The following is a 15,310-nucleotide window of genomic DNA, read 5'->3' on the forward strand; positions in this document are numbered from 1 at the left end:
GCGGGAGCCTGTGCCGAGCCGGCCACCGGGTCAGCCACCGGCCTGGTCCAGCGCCGACTGGAGGGACTTCTTATAGCCGGCGCTGGTGTAGGTGGCGCCGGAGACGGAGTCGATCTGCGCGGTGCCCGCGGCCACGGCGGCCTGGTTGAGACGGGGGACGGAGGCGGAGGTGATCTGGTCGCTGCGGCCGCCCTTGGGCGCCTGCACCGCCTCGGCCTTGGTGATCTTCCCGTCCGTCACGGTCACCCGCACCTGCACCGGCCCGTACTGCGTCTGCGCCACGCTGCCGGTGACCGTCCGGGTCCCGGCCTGCCCCCCGCCGCCGCCGCCCGCACCGGACGCCTGCGAGGAGCCGCCCCCGGCCGGGGCCTTGTCGAGGGCCGACTGGAGGGACTTCTTGTAGCCGGCGCTGGTGTAGGTGGCGCCGGAGACGGAGTCGATCTGTGCGGTGCCCGCGGCCACGGCGGCCTGGTTGAGGCGGGGGACGGAGGCGGAGGTGATCTGGTCGCTGCGGCCGCCCTTGGGCGCCTGCACCGCCTCGGCCTTGGTGATCTTCCCGCCGGCGACGGTGATCCTGACCTGGACCGGCCCGTACTGCGTCTGCGCGACATCGCCGGTCACGGTCCGGGCGGTGCCCGCGCCCGCGCCCCCGCCCTGCGCGGCGCCGGCCGCGGCCTTCGCCTTGTCCAGGGCGGACTGGAGGGACTTCTTGTAGCCGAGGCTGGTGTACGTCGCCCCGGACACGGCGTCGATGTCCGCGCTCTGCGCCGCCACCGCCGCCTGGTTGAGGCGCGGCACGGCACTGGCGGTGATCTGGTCGCTCCGGCCGCCCTGGGGGGTCCGGACCGCCTCGGCCTTGGTGATCTTGCCGTTGGCCATGGTCACGCGGACCTGCACCGGGCCGTACTGCGTCTGTGCCGCGTCACCGGTCACCGCGCCGTTCACACCGCCCTGGGGCGCCTGCCCGGCCGCCGCCGGCGGGAGCTGGCCCCCCGCGGCCTGGGCGGCGCCCGGGTCGGTGGCGGGCTTGAGCGACAGCAGCAGCACGATCCCGGAGACGGTGGCTGCGCCGGCGAGCACGGCACGCCGGACGGGGTGAGACTTCCTCATCGTTTCCCAAACTCCTGAAGGGCCGTTGATGTCCCGTCGCTCACATCTCGAACGACTCGTGATGGATACGGCGGGCGGGGACCCCCGCGCCGCGCAGTGCCTCGTAGACCGACTGCGCGAAGCCGGGCGGCCCGCACATGAAGACGTCGTGGTCGCCGATGTCCGGGATCTTCCGCTGGAGGGACTCGGCGGAGATGTCGGGGCGCTCCCCGTCCGGGCTGTTGACCGCGTACATCAACCGCGCGCCGCGCTCGTCGGCGATCTTGGCCAGTTCGCCCCACAGGGCCAGGTCCTGGGTGCTGTTCGCGCGGTAGAGCAGCGTGATGTCACCGGCGGCGCCGGGCAGCGTCTCGAAGAGCGCCCGCATCGGGGTGATCCCCACCCCGCCCGCCACCAGCAGCACCTTGCCGCGGCTGCGGCGCTGCGCGGTCAGCGCGCCGTACGGCCCCTCCGCCCACACCCGGGTCCCGGGCGTCAGCTCGCGCAGCCGCTCGGTGTGGTCGCCGATCGCCTTGACGGTGATCCGCAGCATGTCCGGGCGGGGCGCCGCCGACAGGGAGTACGGGTGGGAGCTGAAGCGCATGCCCGGCGCCAGGAACCGCCAGCGGAAGAAGTGCCCCGCCTCCGCGCCCATCCGGTGCAGCTTGCGCCCGCCGATCAGCACGGACACGATGCCCGGGGTCTCCTCGATGACCGCCTCGACGCGCATGCGGTGCCGCATGTTCAGCCGGATCGGGGTGAGGATCCGGTACCAGACCACCAGCGCGGTCACCACTCCGTACAGGCCGTACCAGAAGGTCTTCGCGGTGGGCTCGACGGCGAACTCGTTGCCCGTGGTGATCTGGTGCCAGAACGTCAGGTACACCGCCGCGTAGGTGAGCAGGTGCACGTGGTACCAGGTGTCGTACCCGATGAGCCGGCGCACGCCGCCGATCGACAGGATCCCGATGAGGAACAGCAGGCCGGTGCCGATGGCCGCCTTGCCCATGTCCGGCAGCTGGTTGACGGAGTCGACGGTCTGCTGGACGACGTCGCCGAGCCCCTTGCCCGCCTGCAGCGCGTAACCCCACATGATGAGGAAGACGTGGGCGAGGACCAGGCAGAGGGTGTAGCGGCCGGTCATGGCGTGCCAGCGCGCGACCCGGTCGGTGCCCACCCGCCGCTCCAGTGCCGGCACCCGCGCCATCTGGAGCACCACCAGCGCCATCAAATAGCCGGCGAGCAGGCCCGTGATCCGGCCGGCCGCCACGATCTTGCTCGTGGTGTCCGCGAGGGACGGTGTGTTGTCCCACCACAGCCACAGCACGGCCGCCGCACCGGCCCACAAGGCGATCAGCAGCGGGACGGCCGGGGAGCGGCGCGGGCGGATGCGGCGCATCGTCTGGCGGCGGGCGGCACGGCCGCCTGCGAGCGTGGTGGTCACGGTTCCTCCGTGGGGACTTGACCCTTGGCCCACAGATACGTGCCGGGACACAGGAGTGTTCAGCCGTGCACCGAGTCGGGTGCGAACAGCCGTGACCGGTGGTAACACCAGCTCGGCCGACGGCTCCTCACCACCGGGTGACGGCGGTGCTCCCGCTCTGCGTCCCCACCGCGATGTGCGGCCGCCGCGCGGGGTCCGCCCAGGCCAGGATCCGCCGCATCGCGGCCCGGGAGACGGACACGCAGCCGGCCGTCGGGCCCCGCCCGTGGACGTGGAGGAAGATGCCCGCGCCGCGCCCCCGCACGGGACGCGCGTAGTTGAAGCCGATGACCAGCGCGTGCGCGTACTGCGTCCGGTAGGTGATCAGGTGTTCGGACTCCGCGGCCCGGCAGTCGGCGGCACGGGGTTCGCTCCAGCGGTTGTAGGAGCGCGAGTCGTTGTCCTGGCACCACCAGGAGTCCGGCCCCACCCGGCGGTACGGGTACGCCGTCCCGCGTGGCGCCGCCTCGATGCCGAACGCGTAGGGCAGGTCGTACAGGCCGGCGGGTGTGGTCTCGGTGCCCTGGCGGCGAGCGCCGCTCGCGACGAGCCCGTTCGCCCCGAATCGCGCCGGTGCGGAGCCGGCCTTCACCCACCGGCCGCCCCGGGTGCGGTTCCACCAGGTGACCGTGCCCGTGGCCGAGGTTCTGGCCGGGGCCACCGCGGTGATCAGCTGGGAGCCGCCGCCCGTGTCCGCCATCCGCGCCGGCAGCGGCGGCGGCGCCGGCGGACCGGAGCCGAGCAGCAGGAGCGCGGAGACGGCGAGGGCGACGGGGCGCATGCCTCAGACCGTAGAGGGCGGCAGCGGCAGCGGCAGCCCGGGTAGTCCGTCCAGGCTGGTGGCGATGTGCTCCTTCTTGGCGAAGTACGCGCCGAGCGAGGCGTCGTCCTCCCGGGCGAACCGCTTGCCGTGCAGGTCCCGGTCCTCCTCGTACGTCATGAACGGCACGGCGTAGCCACAGGTGTCGCGGACCAGTTCGGCGGTGACGACGATGATCGCGCGCAGGCCGTGCGGGGCCGGGTCGATGTCCGGGAAGCGGGCGAGCAGCTCCCCGAACCGGGGGTCGTCGCGGAAGACCGGCTCGCCCCTGCCGTGCACGCGCACGATGTTGGGCGGGCCCTGGAAGGCGCACCACATCAGGGTGATCCGCCCGTTCTCGCGCAGATGGGCGATGGTCTCGGCGTTGGAGCCGGCGAAGTCCAGATAGGCCACGGTGCGTTCGTCGAGCACCGCGAAGGAGCCCTTGAGCCCCTTGGGGGAGAGGTTGATCGTGCCGTCGGCGGACAGGGGCGCGGTGGCGGTGAAGAAGACCGGCTGCGCCTCGATGAACGAGCGGAGCCGGCCGTCTATCCCCTCATAGGTCTTTCCCATGTCTAAGGATTATGGGCGCAGGTCCTTCGACTGTCTAAGGAATTGCGGGATCCGGTCACCTCTGCCGGATCCCGCACCCGTCCGTGGCCGCCCCGGCCGGCGCTCCCACGGGGCGGCCACGGCGCCTGTCACGTCACTTGGTGAGCGTGCAGGCGGCCAGGGAGTCCAGACCGGCCGGGCGCTCGGCCGTGCGGCCGATGGCGGTCGCGATGCGGTTGATCGCGGCGACGCGCTTGTCCTCCAGCGGGCCGAGGATGGCGTTCTGGACGAAGTTGGGCCCGCCCTGGCCGACGGTGTCGACGAGCCGCTTGTTGGCCTCCTGGATCTGGGTGTCCAACTGCCCCAGGTTGCGGTCGACCTCGGCCCGGGCGGAGGCCGGGACCGCGGGCAGCCGCGAGGCGACGTCCGGGCAGCTGATGGCACCGGCGCCACCACCCTCACCGGCCCCGCCTTCTCCGGCCCCGGCCCCGCCTTCTCCGGCCCCGGCCCCGCCTTCTCCGGCACCCGCGCCACCGTCTTCGGCTCCGGCCCCGCCCCCGCCCTCTTCGGCCCCGGCACCGCCTTCTTCAGCCCCGGCCCCGGCACCCGCGCCCGCCTCACCCGCCCCGCCGTCGGCGTTGAGCTGACAGGCCGCGAAGGCCTCCAGGCCCTCCGGCTTGGCGGCGGCCCGCCCGATGGCGGTCTCGATGCGGTTGAGGGCGGCGACCCGCTTGTCCTCCAGCGGGCCGAGGATGGCGTTCTGGACGAAGTTGGGCCCGCCCTGGCCGACGGTGTCGACGAGCCGCTTGTCGGCCTCCTGGATCTGCGTGGCCAGCTGGGCCAGGTTGCGGTCGACCTCGGCCCGGGCGGAGGCCGGGACCGCGGGCAGCCGGGAGGTGACGTCCGGGCACGTGATGGTGCCGGGGCCCGCCAGCGTCCGGGCGTTCGTCCCGCCGTTCCCGGAGGTCTCCCCGGCGAGCGCGAAACCGGCGATCGCGGTGCCGGACAGCGCCACCGCTGCCGCGCCGCCGATGAACGCGACGCGACGCTTGTTGTACTTCGGAAGAGCCCTGGACATGGGGGTGCCTCACTAGGGGTCGGTGGGTCCTGTGGGTACGAAACGCGGCGCCTGCGTTCGGCGAGAGGTACGGGTAAGCGGTTTCCCGCGTTCAACGAACCCGCGAATTCCTCCCACCTGACTCCCGCGTGACCGGAAACCGACGCCGGATCCTCCCGGGACACCCCGGAACCCCGATTGACGAATCATGCGGGAGTCTGCATAATCATGCAGAACACTGCCCGTGGCGGTGCCCATCCCACCAGTGAGGAGCGCAGCAGGTGAGCAGCAACAGCGGTGACGTCCGGCTCTGGGGCGGCCGTTTCGCCGACGGTCCCGCCGAGGCGCTGGCGAAGCTGTCCGCGTCCGTCCACTTCGACTGGCGGCTCGCGCCGTACGACATCGCCGGATCGCGTGCGCACGCGCGCGTGCTGCACAAGGCGGGCCTCCTCACGGACGACGAGCTGACCCGGATGATCGCCGGGCTCGACCGGCTGGAGGCGGACGTCGCCGACGGCTCCTTCACCGGCACGATCGCCGACGAGGACGTGCACACGGCCCTGGAGCGGGGCCTGCTGGAGCGTCTCGGCCCCGACCTCGGCGGCAAGCTCCGGGCCGGCCGCTCCCGCAACGACCAGGTCGCCACCCTCTTCCGCATGTACCTGCGCGACCACGCCCGGGTCATCGGCGGCCTGATCGCCGAGCTCCAGGACGCGCTGATCGGCCTCGCCGAGGCCCACCCGGACGTGGCCATGCCCGGCCGCACGCACCTCCAGCACGCCCAGCCGGTCCTCTTCGCGCACCACGTCCTCGCCCATGTGCAGTCCCTCTCCCGGGACGCGGAGCGGCTGCGCCAGTGGGACACGCGCACGGCCGTGTCGCCGTACGGCTCGGGCGCCCTGGCCGGCTCCTCCCTCGGCCTGGACCCGGAGGCGGTGGCGGCGGACCTCGGCTTCGAGCACGGCTCGGTGGCCAACTCCATCGACGGCACGGCCTCGCGCGACTTCGTCGCCGAGTTCGCCTTCATCACGGCGATGATCGGGGTCAACCTCTCCCGGATCGCCGAGGAGGTCATCCTCTGGAACACAAAGGAGTTCTCCTTCGTCACCCTGCACGACGCCTTCTCGACGGGCTCGTCGATCATGCCGCAGAAGAAGAACCCGGACATCGCGGAGCTGGCCCGCGGCAAGTCCGGCCGCCTGATCGGCAACCTGACGGGCCTGCTGGCCACTCTCAAGGCCCTCCCGCTCGCCTACAACCGCGACCTGCAGGAGGACAAGGAGCCGGTCTTCGACTCCATCGACCAGCTGGAGGTCCTGCTCCCCGCCTTCACCGGCATGATGGCCACCCTCACCGTCCATCGCGAGCGCATGGAGGAACTGGCCCCGGCCGGCTTCTCCCTCGCCACGGACATCGCCGAATGGCTGGTCAGGCAGGGCGTCCCGTTCCGGGTGGCGCACGAGGTCGCCGGCGAGTGCGTCAAGGCCGCCGAGGCCGAGGGCAAGGAGCTGGACGAGCTGACGGACGAGCAGTTCGCCAAAATCTCCTCCCATCTGACGCCGGAGGTCCGCTCGGTCCTCGACGTCCCCGGCGCGCTCGCCTCCCGCAACGGCAGGGGCGGTACGGCTCCGAGCGCGGTGGCGGTCCAGCTGGCGGAGGTGAAGCAGGACGTGGCGGCCCAGCACGAGTGGGCCCGGGCGAAGAAGCAGGGCTGAGGGCGACGCCCCCCTGGGGCGCGGGGGCCGCGCGAGCGAGCGAGGACGGCGGCCCCCGCGAACGAGCGAGGACGGCCCGCGCCCGTCCGGAACACGGCAGGCCCGGGCGCGGAGGCGGAGGTCATCGACGGGGTTACGTTGGTCGAAAGCCGCAGTCGACCGAACGGAGCCCTCGATGCCCTTCGCCCGCCTGGCCACAGCGACAACCCCGACCTGCCACATCGGCCTCGGCCTCGCCGCCGTCGGACGCCCCGGCTACATCAACCTGGGCCGTGACCAGGACCTCGGGGAAGACCGCAGCGTCGAAGCGCTACGCGCCCGCACCCACGAACTGCTCGACGCCGCCTACGCCCAGGGCGTCCGCTACTTCGACGCGGCCCGCTCCTACGGCCGCTCGGAGGAGTTCCTGGCCGGCTGGCTCGCGGAGCGGCCCGGCCTGGACGACATCGTCGTCGGCAGCAAGTGGGGCTACACCTACACCGCCGGCTGGTCCACCGACGCCGACACGCACGAGGTCAAGGACCACAGCCTCGCCACCTACGAACGGCAGCGCGCCGAGAGCGGCGCCCTGCTCGGTGACCGGCTCGACCTCTACCAGATCCACTCGGTGACCCCGGACAGCCCGGCCCTCACCGACAAGGAACTGCACGCCAGGCTCGCCGAGGCCGCCGCCGACGGCCTGACCGTCGGTTTCTCCACCAGCGGCCCCGCGCAGGCGGACGCGATCCGCGCCGCCCTCGCCGTGACGGTCGACGGCGAACCCCTCTTCCGTACCGTGCAGTCCACCTACAACGCGCTGGAGACCTCCGCCGGCCCCGCCCTCGCCGAGGCGCACGACGCCGGCCTCACGGTGATCGTCAAGGAGGGCATGGCCAACGGGCGCCTCGCCGGGCCGCACGCCCCGGCCGTCCTCCGGGAGATCGCCGAGCGGACCGGACTGGGCTGCGACGCCGTCGCCCTGGCCCTCGTGCTGCGCCGGCCCTGGGCCGGCGTCGTCCTGTCCGGCGCCGCCACCACCGCCCAGCTCGCCTCGAACCTGCACGCCGCCGTGGTCGACCTCGACGACGACCAGCTCGCCCGCCTGGCCACGCTGGCCGAGGACCCGCGCGCCTACTGGGAGCGGCGCGGACAGCTGCCCTGGCACTGATCTGCCCACCGCCCCCCGAGCGGCAGTGATGATTCACGCATGCCTGCAGTGAGACACTGATGTCTCATATGGGGTATCGTCGTCTCATGGCTGTCGATCGCGACCATGTGCTGCGCTCCGCCGCGGCCCTGCTGACCCGCAAATCCACCGCGACCATGGACGAGGTCGCCAGGGTCGCCGGCATCAGCCGGGCCACGCTGCACCGGCACTTCGCCGGGCGCGACGCCCTCGTCCGCGCGCTGGAGGCGCTCGGCATCGCCGAGTGCGAGGCCGCACTGGACGCGGCCCGGCTGGAGGAGGGCACGGCGAGCGAGGCCGTACGCCGGCTCGTCGGGGCCCTCGAACCGGCCGCCGGACTGCTCGCCTTCCTCTACACCGAGAACCAGCTGTTCGAGGGCGAGGAGCAGAACGCGGGCTGGGCCCTGATCGACGACCGGATCTCCGCCCTGTTCCGGCGCGGCCAGCACGACGGCGAGTTCCGCATCGACCTCACGCCGGCCTGGCTCACCGAGGCGCTGTACGGCCTGCTCGCCTCCGGCGCCTGGCTGGTGCAGAGCGGCAAGGGCGCCCCCAGGGACTTCCCGCACATGATCGTCGAGCTGCTGCTCGGCGGCGCACTCAGGAGAGAGGAATCATGACCAGCACCCTGCGGCCGACGACCACGACCGAGGCGGTGAAGCGCCCGGGCCGCTGGCTCGCGCTGAGCGTCCTCGTGCTCGCCGTGCTGCTGGTGGCCGTCGACGCGACCGTCCTCGGTCTGGCGACCCCCTACATCAGCGAGGACCTCGAACCGTCCGGCACCCAGTTGCTGTGGATCGGCGACGTCTACTCGTTCGTCATCGCCGGTCTGCTCGTCTCCATGGGCAGCCTCGGCGACCGCATCGGCCGCAAGCGGATCCTGCTCGTGGGCGCCACGGCGTTCGGCGCGATATCCGTCCTCAACGCCTACGCCGGCACGCCCGAGCTGCTGATCGTCGCCCGGGCGCTGCTCGGCGTCGCCGGCGCGACCCTGATGCCGGCCACCCTCGCCCTGATCCGCAACCTGTTCCACGACCCGCGCGAGCGCAGTCTCGCCGTCGGCATCTGGGGGGCGACGGCCTCCGCCGGTACGGCCGTCGGGCCGATCGTCGGCGGCTTCCTGCTGGAGCACTTCTGGTGGGGGTCGGTGTTCCTGATCAACCTGCCCGTGATGATCGTGCTGGTCCTCGTCGGCATCAGGCTGCTGCCCGAGTCGCGCACCGCGAACCCCGGCCCCTGGGACCTGGGCAGCGTGGTGCTGTCCCTGGTCGGCATGATCGGCGTCGTCTACGCGGTCAAGGAGGCGGCGACCCACGGCTTCGCCTGGAGCACGGTGGCGGCCGGCCTGCTGGGCGCGGCGGCCCTGTACGGGTTCGTCCGCCGTCAGCTGCGGCTCCCGGCGCCGCTGCTGGACATGCGGCTGTTTCGCCACCGCGGCTTCAGCGGGGCGGTGCTCGCCGACCTGCTGACCATTCTCGGCCTGTCCGGCCTGGTGTTCTTCCTCTCGCAGTACCTGCAACTCGTGCAGGGCAGGCGCCCCTTCGAGGCGGGTCTGGCCGAACTGCCCGCCGCCGTCGGCGCGGTGGTGGCCGGTCTGGTCGCCGGACGTGCGGCCCGCCGCTTCTCGGTGCGCGTCGTCGTCTCCGGCGGACTCGCGGCGATCGGGCTGGCGCTGGCCGCGCTCACGCTGATCGGCCGGTCCACCGGCTACCCGCTGCTCGGGGCGGCGCTGCTGGTCGTCGGCGTCGGGGCGGGTTTCTCCTTCACCGTGACCGCCGACGTCATCCTCTCCAGCGTGCCCAAGGAGCAGGCGGGCTCCGCGTCCGCCGTCTCCGAGACGGCGTACGAACTGGGCGCCGCGCTCGGTATCGCCGTGCTCGGCTCGATCGTGACGGGCGTCTACCGCGACTTCACCGGCCCGGCCGGCACGCCGGACGCGGCGCACGAGTCGCTGGGCGGTGCCGTCGAGGCCGCCGCGGGCATGCCCGCGCACAGCGGCGCCGTGATGCTGGACGCGGCCCGCACGGCCTTCGTCGACGGACTGACCCTCGCGGCGGGCGCCGGCGCGGCCGTCCTGCTGGCGGCGGCGGGGGCGGCGTGGTTCCTGCTGCGGGGCCAGAAGCTGGAAGGCGGCCCGGCCCACCACGCGTGACCATCGCTCAGTCGGCCAACGCCCCTGGGGTCATGCCTCAGGGGCGCGGGGAACCGCGCGGCAGGAACCGTGCGGCAAACCCACCACGACCCGCGGCCGCCGGCGCTCCACGGGCATCCGGGCCCGAAGGCGTCCCGGGAAACCTACGCCGCTTCCTTCGCCTTGCTCGCGTACATGTCCACGTACTCCTGCCCCGACAACCGCATGACCTCGGCCATCACCGAGTCGGTCACCGCCCGCAGCACGTACCGGTCCCGGTCCATGCCCTCGTAGCGGGAGAACTCCATCGCCTCGCCGAAGCGCACGGTGACCTTGCCCGGCCGGGGCAACCCCGCCCCGCCCGGCTGCAGCTTGTCCGTGCCGATCATCGCGAACGGCACCACGGGCGCCCCGGTCATCAGGGTCAGGCGGGCGATCCCCGTCCGTCCCCGGTACAGCCGGCCGTCGGGCGAGCGCGTGCCCTCGGGGTAGATGCCGAACACCCGCCCCTCCTCCAGCACCCGGCGCCCGGTCATCAGGGCGGCGACCCCGCCCCGGCCCCCGTCGCGGTCCACCGGGATCATGCCGACGCCGGTGAAGAACCAGGCCATCAGCCGGCCCTTGAGGCCCTTGCCGGTCACGTACTCGTCCTTGCCGATGAAGAAGACCTGACGGTCGCAGACCAGAGGAAGAATCATCGAGTCGATGAACGTCAGATGGTTTCCGGCCAGGATGACGGGACCGTCGCCGGGAATGCGCTCCGCGCCCTCCACCTGGGGGCGGAACATCAGGCGCATGATCGGGCCGAGCACTGCCTTGATGAGCGCGAAGCGGGACAACGGACCCTCCGGTGTCAAGGGATTCACTATGAGTCTGTGCAGGTGAGGACGATACTCGTGGGCCCCGGGGTCGCGCACATCGGGCGCGGCGACTTCACCGAGGCCTTACGCACTGTTGACGCGTGTTCACCTGCGGTGGCGTGTCGCCGACGGTCCGTAACGCGGTCGACATGGTGTGACGCACATCGCCCCCGGGCCTGAGGAACGCGTTCCCGCAACGGCCGCTCCGAATCGAGCCGAGGGCGACGAACCGTCAGTTCACCGGCCCCACCGGCCACGAGTGACATCCGGCGTCACCCGCGTGTTCCGCGCGCGGTCTCCCGCCGGTCATGTACGCGCCCCTACGATCGGCCCGCACTGACGAGCCGACGGCAGGAAGGGCGCTCATGGGAACGCAGGAGTCGAACGAGATCACGGGTGGGACCGGACGGCGGGCCCTGCTCGGCGCGGCGGTGCTCGGCGCCGGCGGAGCGGTCCTCGGCATGACCGGCACGGCCCGGGCCGACGGTGCCCGGCACGGCGGCGGGGGAGTGCGCAGCCTGCCCAAGCCGACGATCATCGGTCACCGCGGTGCCAGCGGCTACCGCCCGGAGCACACCTTCGGCTCCTACCAGCTGGCCCTGGACATGGGCGCCGACATCGTCGAGGCGGGCGACCTGGTGCCGACGAAGGACGGCCACCTGGTCTGCCGTCACGAACCGGAGATCGGCGGCACCACCGACGTCGCCGCCCACCCCGAGTTCGCCGACCGCAAGAAGACCAAGCTCCTCGACGGAGTCTCCACCACCGGCTGGTTCACCGAGGACTTCACGCTCGCCGAACTCAAGACCCTGCGCGCGACCGAGCGCATCCCGGCCAACCGCCCGCACAACACGCTCTACGACGGGCGCTGGGAGATCCCCACCTTCGAGGAGGTGCTGCGCTGGCAGGACGAGCAGACCCGCGCGCGCGGCAAGCAGGTGTGGATCTACCCCGAGCTGAAGCACCCCACCTACTTCCGCAAGCAGGGCCTGCCGCTGGAGGAGCGCGTCGCCAAGCTGCTGCGCAAGTACCGCAAGGACCGGCGCACCTCCCCGGTCATCCTGCAGTCGTTCGAGCCCACCAGCATCGAGCGCCTGAACAAGCTCGTCGACAACCCGCTGGTGGTCCTGCTGTCGTCGGCCGGCTCCCGCCCCTGGGACTTCGTCGAGACCGGCGACCCGCGCACGGTCGCCGACCTGGTCAAGCCGGCCGGCCTCCGGGAGATCGCCTCCTACGCGCAGGGCATCGGGCCGACCCTGGACCTGATCATCCCGCGCGACGCCCAGGGCAACCTCACCCGCCCGACCACGCTCGTCGCCGACGCCCACAAGGTCGGGCTGATCCTGCACCCGTACACCCTGCGCAACGAGAACCCCTTCCTGCCCGCGAACTTCCGCGAGGGCACGGACGCGGACGCCTACGGCGACGTCTTCGGCGCGTACCGGGCCTACTTCGCGACCGGCATCGACGGCGTCTTCACCGACCAGCCCGACACCGGCCTGCTGGCCCGGGAGGACTTCCGCAACGGCTGAGCGTCAAGCCGTGCGCGCACACCCACCGTTCGAGTGAGGTTCGGCCGCCCGGGCAACCCGCCGCCCGGGCGGCCGCGTCGCTCCGCATATGACGCACGACCTGGTCACCGCCCTGCGCCCGCTGCTCACCGCCGAGGCCTCCGCGGAGGCATATGCCGCCGGAACCGAGCCCGGCGATCTGGAGCAGGCGGTCTGGCTCCGCCTGCTGGAGCGCCTCGACGCCGACGGCCCGCCGGCCGACCCCGAGGAATGGCTGCGCCGGGCCGTCCGCTCCGAGGTGCGCCGCAGCCGCCGTACCAGCCGCCTCGAACGGCCGTACGCCCTCGAACCGGTCGACGACGCCGGCCGCGACCCCGAGGAGCTGGCCCTCGTCGCGGCGCGCGGCCGGGCCCTGCGCGAGGCCGTGCGCCGCCTGCCGGGCCGCTGCCCCCGCCTGATGGAGGCCCTGCTGTCGCCCAAGGACCTGACATACCGGGAAATCGCAGGGGAGTTGGGTATCTCACAGGGGAGTCTTGGCCCGGAACGTTCCAGATGCCTGGGATGTCTGCGCAGATTGCTCACACCGGAGGTTGCGGCCCGCTGAGGACGGGGATAGGAGTGAGGAACCACCGGTGATCAGATGAGCGGGAGGCGTGCGCACATGGGCATGAGCGTGACCATCTCTGCGGCGACCGAGCAGGACGCGGAGCAGATCTTCAGGCTGCAGTACCTGTGCTTCCAGACGGAGGCGGCGCTGTACGGGAACTACCGCATCGACCCGCTGGTCCAAACCCTCGACTCGGTCCGCGAGGAGGTCGCCCGGGACTGCGTCTTCGTCGCCCGGCTCGGTGAGGAGGTCGTCGGCTCGGTCCGCGGCTCGGTCACCGAGGACGGCGCCGCCGCGATCGGCAAGCTCTGCGTCCACCCCCGCCTCCAGGGGCACGGCATCGGCGCCCGTCTGCTCCGCGCCGCCGAGGCGGCCCTGGCCGACCGGCACGGCGCGACCCGCTTCCGCCTGCACACGGGCCACCGCAGCGAGGGCAACCTCCGCCTCTACCGCAAGGTCGGCTACGAGACGGTGGGCACGCTGCAGGGCGCGGACGGCGTACCGATGATCGTCCTGGAGAAGCCGGCGGGCGCGTACGCGGCGACGGCTTGAGCTACGCCCTGCAGGGACGGGGGGAACTGCGCGAGCAACCACACACGGGCCGCGGCCGCCTGACGAACCTCAGGCGGCATCCTCCCGGGGCGCACCCCTGCGCAGCCAGTAGATCGCCGACAGCGGCAGGAGCACGGGGATGAAGAGGTAGCCCATCCCGAAGTCGGACCAGACGGTCGCGTCCGGGAAGGCGGACGGCTCGATCAGCGTCCACGTCCCCACCGTCACCACGCCCAGCAACTCGGCGGCACAGCACGCCAGCGCCGCCTTCCGCGCCGTCTCCCCGCCCCGCACCAGCGAGTACGTGATGAAGCCGTACACGACACCGGCCACGGCCGACAGCGTGTACGCCAGCGGCGCCCGGTCGAACTCGGTCGCGATCTGGTACGCCGAGCGCGACACCGCGCCCACGACCATCACGCCGTAGAGCCACACCAGCAGCGTCCCCGGGCCGGACGTCAGCCGCCGCCGGCTCACCTCAGCCTCCCCAGATGTCATAGAGCCGCACCTCCAGCACCGCCAGCACCACGCCGCCCGCCGCGACCGTCACCGAACCCCACCGGGTCCGCTCGGCCAGCGACATGAACCCCGCCGCCGGCACGCACGCGAACGCCCCCAGCAGATACGCCACGAAGATCGTCGTGCCCTGCTCGGGCTTCTCGCCCTGCGCCAGCAGCACGATCCCGACCACCAGCTGGACCAGCGACAGCAGGGTGACCACGGCCATCCCGATGAAGTGCCAGTCCTTCGTCGGCTGGTCACGGTAGGCAGCCCAGCCGCACCAGGCGGCGAGCAGCAGCGCGGCGACGCCGGTCACCAGCGTCAGGACAGTGAGCATGCAGCGACCTTATTACGGCCGAAAAGGCCCGATGCCTCCGCCCCTGACCCGCACCGTAGGGTCGAGGACATGACGATCCGCGCACACGCCCTGCTGTTCGACAACGACGGAACCCTGGTCTCCTCCCTCGCCTCGGTGGACCGCTGCTGGGCCCGCTGGGCGGCGGAGTACAGGATCACGCCCGAGCGCTTCGCGCGCACCGAACTGCACGGCCGCCCGGCCGCCGAGATAGCCGCCGACCTGCTGCCGGCCGGGATCGTGCCGGAGGCCGTCGCCCGGATCGAGGACCTGGAGGTCGAGGACGTCCCGAACGGCGGTGTGGAGCTGCTGCCCGGCACCCGCGCCTTCCTCGACTCCCTGCCGGCCGAGCGCTGGGCCGTCGTCACCTCCGCCACCCGGCGCCTGGCCGAGGCCCGCCTCGACGCCGTCGGCATCCTGCCCAAGACGCTGGTGGCCGCCGACGACGTCACCCGCGGCAAGCCCGACCCCGAGCCCTACCTGCTCGCCGCCCGCGCCCTGGGTGTCGACCCCGCCCACTGCGTCGTCTTCGAGGACGCCCCCGCGGGTCTCGCGGCCGGCCGCGCCGCCGGCATGACGACCGTGGCGTTGACCACAACCCACCAGGCCCACGAACTCCGTGCCGACCTGGTCGTGAAGGACCTGTCGGCCCTGTCCGCACTGGTCACCGAGGAAGGCGTGGAGATCGCCGAGCGCCGCTGACCGGCGGCCGCCGCTGTCCACCACTGTCCAGCATCCGGACAGCGGCGGCCGGTCAGGACCGTACACGTGTTTTACTGACCGCATGACCACGACGAGCGACCGCATCCTGGCGACCGAGGCGACCATGACGCCCGGTGCTCGTTGTATGTGTCGAATGTGCGCCTGCTAGAGGGCCCCCGCACCACCCCTGAGCTCGCGCCCCGAAGCGAGACCGCGGCCCGTCCGCGCGCT

General features: G+C 72.5%; 16 protein-coding genes. 8 read left to right on the forward strand and 8 right to left on the reverse strand.

Going from position 1 to position 15,310, the window contains the following annotated elements:
- Positions 1-30: 30 nt before the first annotated feature.
- From ACIGAN_RS19240 to ACIGAN_RS19260, 5 genes are all read right to left on the reverse strand, one after another.
- Complete coding sequence (locus ACIGAN_RS19240; RefSeq protein ID WP_399858913.1) at positions 31-1,110, reverse strand: FMN-binding protein; 1,080 nt, start codon at positions 1,108-1,110, stop codon at positions 31-33.
- A gap of 40 nt (positions 1,111-1,150) precedes the next feature.
- A complete protein-coding gene (locus tag ACIGAN_RS19245; RefSeq protein WP_365736973.1) occupies positions 1,151-2,533 on the reverse strand; it encodes a ferredoxin reductase family protein in 1,383 nt (460 codons plus the stop codon).
- 127 nt (positions 2,534-2,660) lie between these two features.
- On the reverse strand, positions 2,661-3,353 hold the full coding sequence (locus ACIGAN_RS19250) for a L,D-transpeptidase (protein WP_399858917.1): 693 nt from the start codon (positions 3,351-3,353) through the stop codon (positions 2,661-2,663).
- 3 nt (positions 3,354-3,356) lie between these two features.
- Entirely contained in the window at positions 3,357-3,944 is a 588-nt protein-coding gene (locus ACIGAN_RS19255; protein ID WP_365090921.1) for a pyridoxamine 5'-phosphate oxidase family protein, read from the reverse strand.
- A gap of 133 nt (positions 3,945-4,077) precedes the next feature.
- Positions 4,078-5,001: a hypothetical protein gene (locus tag ACIGAN_RS19260; protein WP_399858920.1), complete on the reverse strand. Its 924-nt coding sequence runs from the start codon at positions 4,999-5,001 to the stop codon at positions 4,078-4,080.
- Positions 5,002-5,261: 260 nt separating this feature from the next.
- On the opposite strand from ACIGAN_RS19260, the gene argH reads away from it, so the two are divergent.
- The 4 genes from argH to ACIGAN_RS19280 all read left to right on the forward strand — a co-directional run bounded on the left by argH (position 5,262) and on the right by ACIGAN_RS19280 (position 10,012).
- On the forward strand, positions 5,262-6,695 hold the full coding sequence (gene argH / locus ACIGAN_RS19265) for an argininosuccinate lyase (RefSeq protein WP_399858923.1): 1,434 nt from the start codon (positions 5,262-5,264) through the stop codon (positions 6,693-6,695).
- A 175-nt stretch (positions 6,696-6,870) separates the two neighbouring features.
- On the forward strand, positions 6,871-7,842 hold the full coding sequence (locus ACIGAN_RS19270; protein WP_399858926.1) for an aldo/keto reductase: 972 nt from the start codon (positions 6,871-6,873) through the stop codon (positions 7,840-7,842).
- Between the two features lie 86 nt (positions 7,843-7,928).
- On the forward strand, positions 7,929-8,480 hold the full coding sequence (locus tag ACIGAN_RS19275; RefSeq protein ID WP_399858928.1) for a TetR/AcrR family transcriptional regulator: 552 nt from the start codon (positions 7,929-7,931) through the stop codon (positions 8,478-8,480).
- Positions 8,477-10,012 (forward strand): MFS transporter, encoded by a 1,536-nt coding sequence (locus tag ACIGAN_RS19280; protein WP_399858931.1) that lies wholly within the window; start codon positions 8,477-8,479, stop codon positions 10,010-10,012. Before ACIGAN_RS19275 ends, ACIGAN_RS19280 begins: the two co-directional genes overlap by 4 nt.
- A 143-nt stretch (positions 10,013-10,155) precedes the next feature.
- Here ACIGAN_RS19280 and ACIGAN_RS19285 read toward each other — a convergent pair whose 3' ends face one another.
- The gene (locus ACIGAN_RS19285; protein WP_365090986.1) at positions 10,156-10,830 is read right to left on the reverse strand and encodes a lysophospholipid acyltransferase family protein; all 675 of its coding nucleotides are present in this window, start codon (positions 10,828-10,830) and stop codon (positions 10,156-10,158) included.
- Between the two features lie 386 nt (positions 10,831-11,216).
- On the opposite strand from ACIGAN_RS19285, the gene ACIGAN_RS19290 reads away from it, so the two are divergent.
- From ACIGAN_RS19290 to ACIGAN_RS19300, 3 genes are all read left to right on the forward strand, one after another.
- On the forward strand, positions 11,217-12,383 hold the full coding sequence (locus ACIGAN_RS19290) for a glycerophosphodiester phosphodiesterase (protein WP_399858933.1): 1,167 nt from the start codon (positions 11,217-11,219) through the stop codon (positions 12,381-12,383).
- Between the two features lie 88 nt (positions 12,384-12,471).
- Positions 12,472-12,966 (forward strand): RNA polymerase sigma factor, encoded by a 495-nt coding sequence (locus ACIGAN_RS19295; protein WP_399858936.1) that lies wholly within the window; start codon positions 12,472-12,474, stop codon positions 12,964-12,966.
- Between the two features lie 57 nt (positions 12,967-13,023).
- A complete protein-coding gene (locus ACIGAN_RS19300) occupies positions 13,024-13,521 on the forward strand; it encodes a GNAT family N-acetyltransferase (protein WP_365090989.1) in 498 nt (165 codons plus the stop codon).
- A gap of 69 nt (positions 13,522-13,590) precedes the next feature.
- Here ACIGAN_RS19300 and ACIGAN_RS19305 read toward each other — a convergent pair whose 3' ends face one another.
- Positions 13,591-14,019: a hypothetical protein gene (locus tag ACIGAN_RS19305; RefSeq protein WP_365736955.1), complete on the reverse strand. Its 429-nt coding sequence runs from the start codon at positions 14,017-14,019 to the stop codon at positions 13,591-13,593.
- Positions 14,000-14,359: a hypothetical protein gene (locus tag ACIGAN_RS19310; protein WP_365090945.1), complete on the reverse strand. Its 360-nt coding sequence runs from the start codon at positions 14,357-14,359 to the stop codon at positions 14,000-14,002. Before ACIGAN_RS19310 ends, ACIGAN_RS19305 begins: the two co-directional genes overlap by 20 nt.
- A gap of 69 nt (positions 14,360-14,428) precedes the next feature.
- On the opposite strand from ACIGAN_RS19310, the gene ACIGAN_RS19315 reads away from it, so the two are divergent.
- Positions 14,429-15,079 carry an HAD-IA family hydrolase gene (locus ACIGAN_RS19315; protein ID WP_399858940.1) on the forward strand — a complete coding sequence of 217 codons (651 nt, stop codon included), beginning with the start codon at positions 14,429-14,431 and terminating at the stop codon, positions 15,077-15,079.
- Positions 15,080-15,310: the final 231 nt, after the last annotated feature.

This window comes from Streptomyces sp. NPDC085931 (assembly GCF_044540565.1).
In the GTDB taxonomy this organism is placed as follows: Bacteria; Actinomycetota; Actinomycetes; order Streptomycetales; family Streptomycetaceae; genus Streptomyces.

Excerpts from the sequence above, each read along its gene's own strand:
- ACIGAN_RS19240 (WP_399858913.1), bottom strand. The coding sequence starts at position 1,110 with ATGAGGAAGTCTCACCCCGTCCGGCGTGCCGTGCTCGCCGGCGCAGCC.
- ACIGAN_RS19250 (WP_399858917.1), bottom strand. The coding sequence starts at position 3,353 with ATGCGCCCCGTCGCCCTCGCCGTCTCCGCGCTCCTGCTGCTCGGCTCC.
- ACIGAN_RS19255 (WP_365090921.1), bottom strand. The coding sequence starts at position 3,944 with ATGGGAAAGACCTATGAGGGGATAGACGGCCGGCTCCGCTCGTTCATC.
- ACIGAN_RS19260 (WP_399858920.1), bottom strand. The coding sequence starts at position 5,001 with ATGTCCAGGGCTCTTCCGAAGTACAACAAGCGTCGCGTCGCGTTCATC.
- ACIGAN_RS19270 (WP_399858926.1), top strand. The coding sequence starts at position 6,871 with ATGCCCTTCGCCCGCCTGGCCACAGCGACAACCCCGACCTGCCACATC.
- ACIGAN_RS19275 (WP_399858928.1), top strand. The coding sequence starts at position 7,929 with ATGGCTGTCGATCGCGACCATGTGCTGCGCTCCGCCGCGGCCCTGCTG.
- ACIGAN_RS19280 (WP_399858931.1), top strand. The coding sequence starts at position 8,477 with ATGACCAGCACCCTGCGGCCGACGACCACGACCGAGGCGGTGAAGCGC.
- ACIGAN_RS19290 (WP_399858933.1), top strand. The coding sequence starts at position 11,217 with ATGGGAACGCAGGAGTCGAACGAGATCACGGGTGGGACCGGACGGCGG.
- ACIGAN_RS19295 (WP_399858936.1), top strand. The coding sequence starts at position 12,472 with ATGACGCACGACCTGGTCACCGCCCTGCGCCCGCTGCTCACCGCCGAG.
- ACIGAN_RS19300 (WP_365090989.1), top strand. The coding sequence starts at position 13,024 with ATGGGCATGAGCGTGACCATCTCTGCGGCGACCGAGCAGGACGCGGAG.
- ACIGAN_RS19305 (WP_365736955.1), bottom strand. The coding sequence starts at position 14,019 with ATGACATCTGGGGAGGCTGAGGTGAGCCGGCGGCGGCTGACGTCCGGC.
- ACIGAN_RS19310 (WP_365090945.1), bottom strand. The coding sequence starts at position 14,359 with ATGCTCACTGTCCTGACGCTGGTGACCGGCGTCGCCGCGCTGCTGCTC.
- ACIGAN_RS19315 (WP_399858940.1), top strand. The coding sequence starts at position 14,429 with ATGACGATCCGCGCACACGCCCTGCTGTTCGACAACGACGGAACCCTG.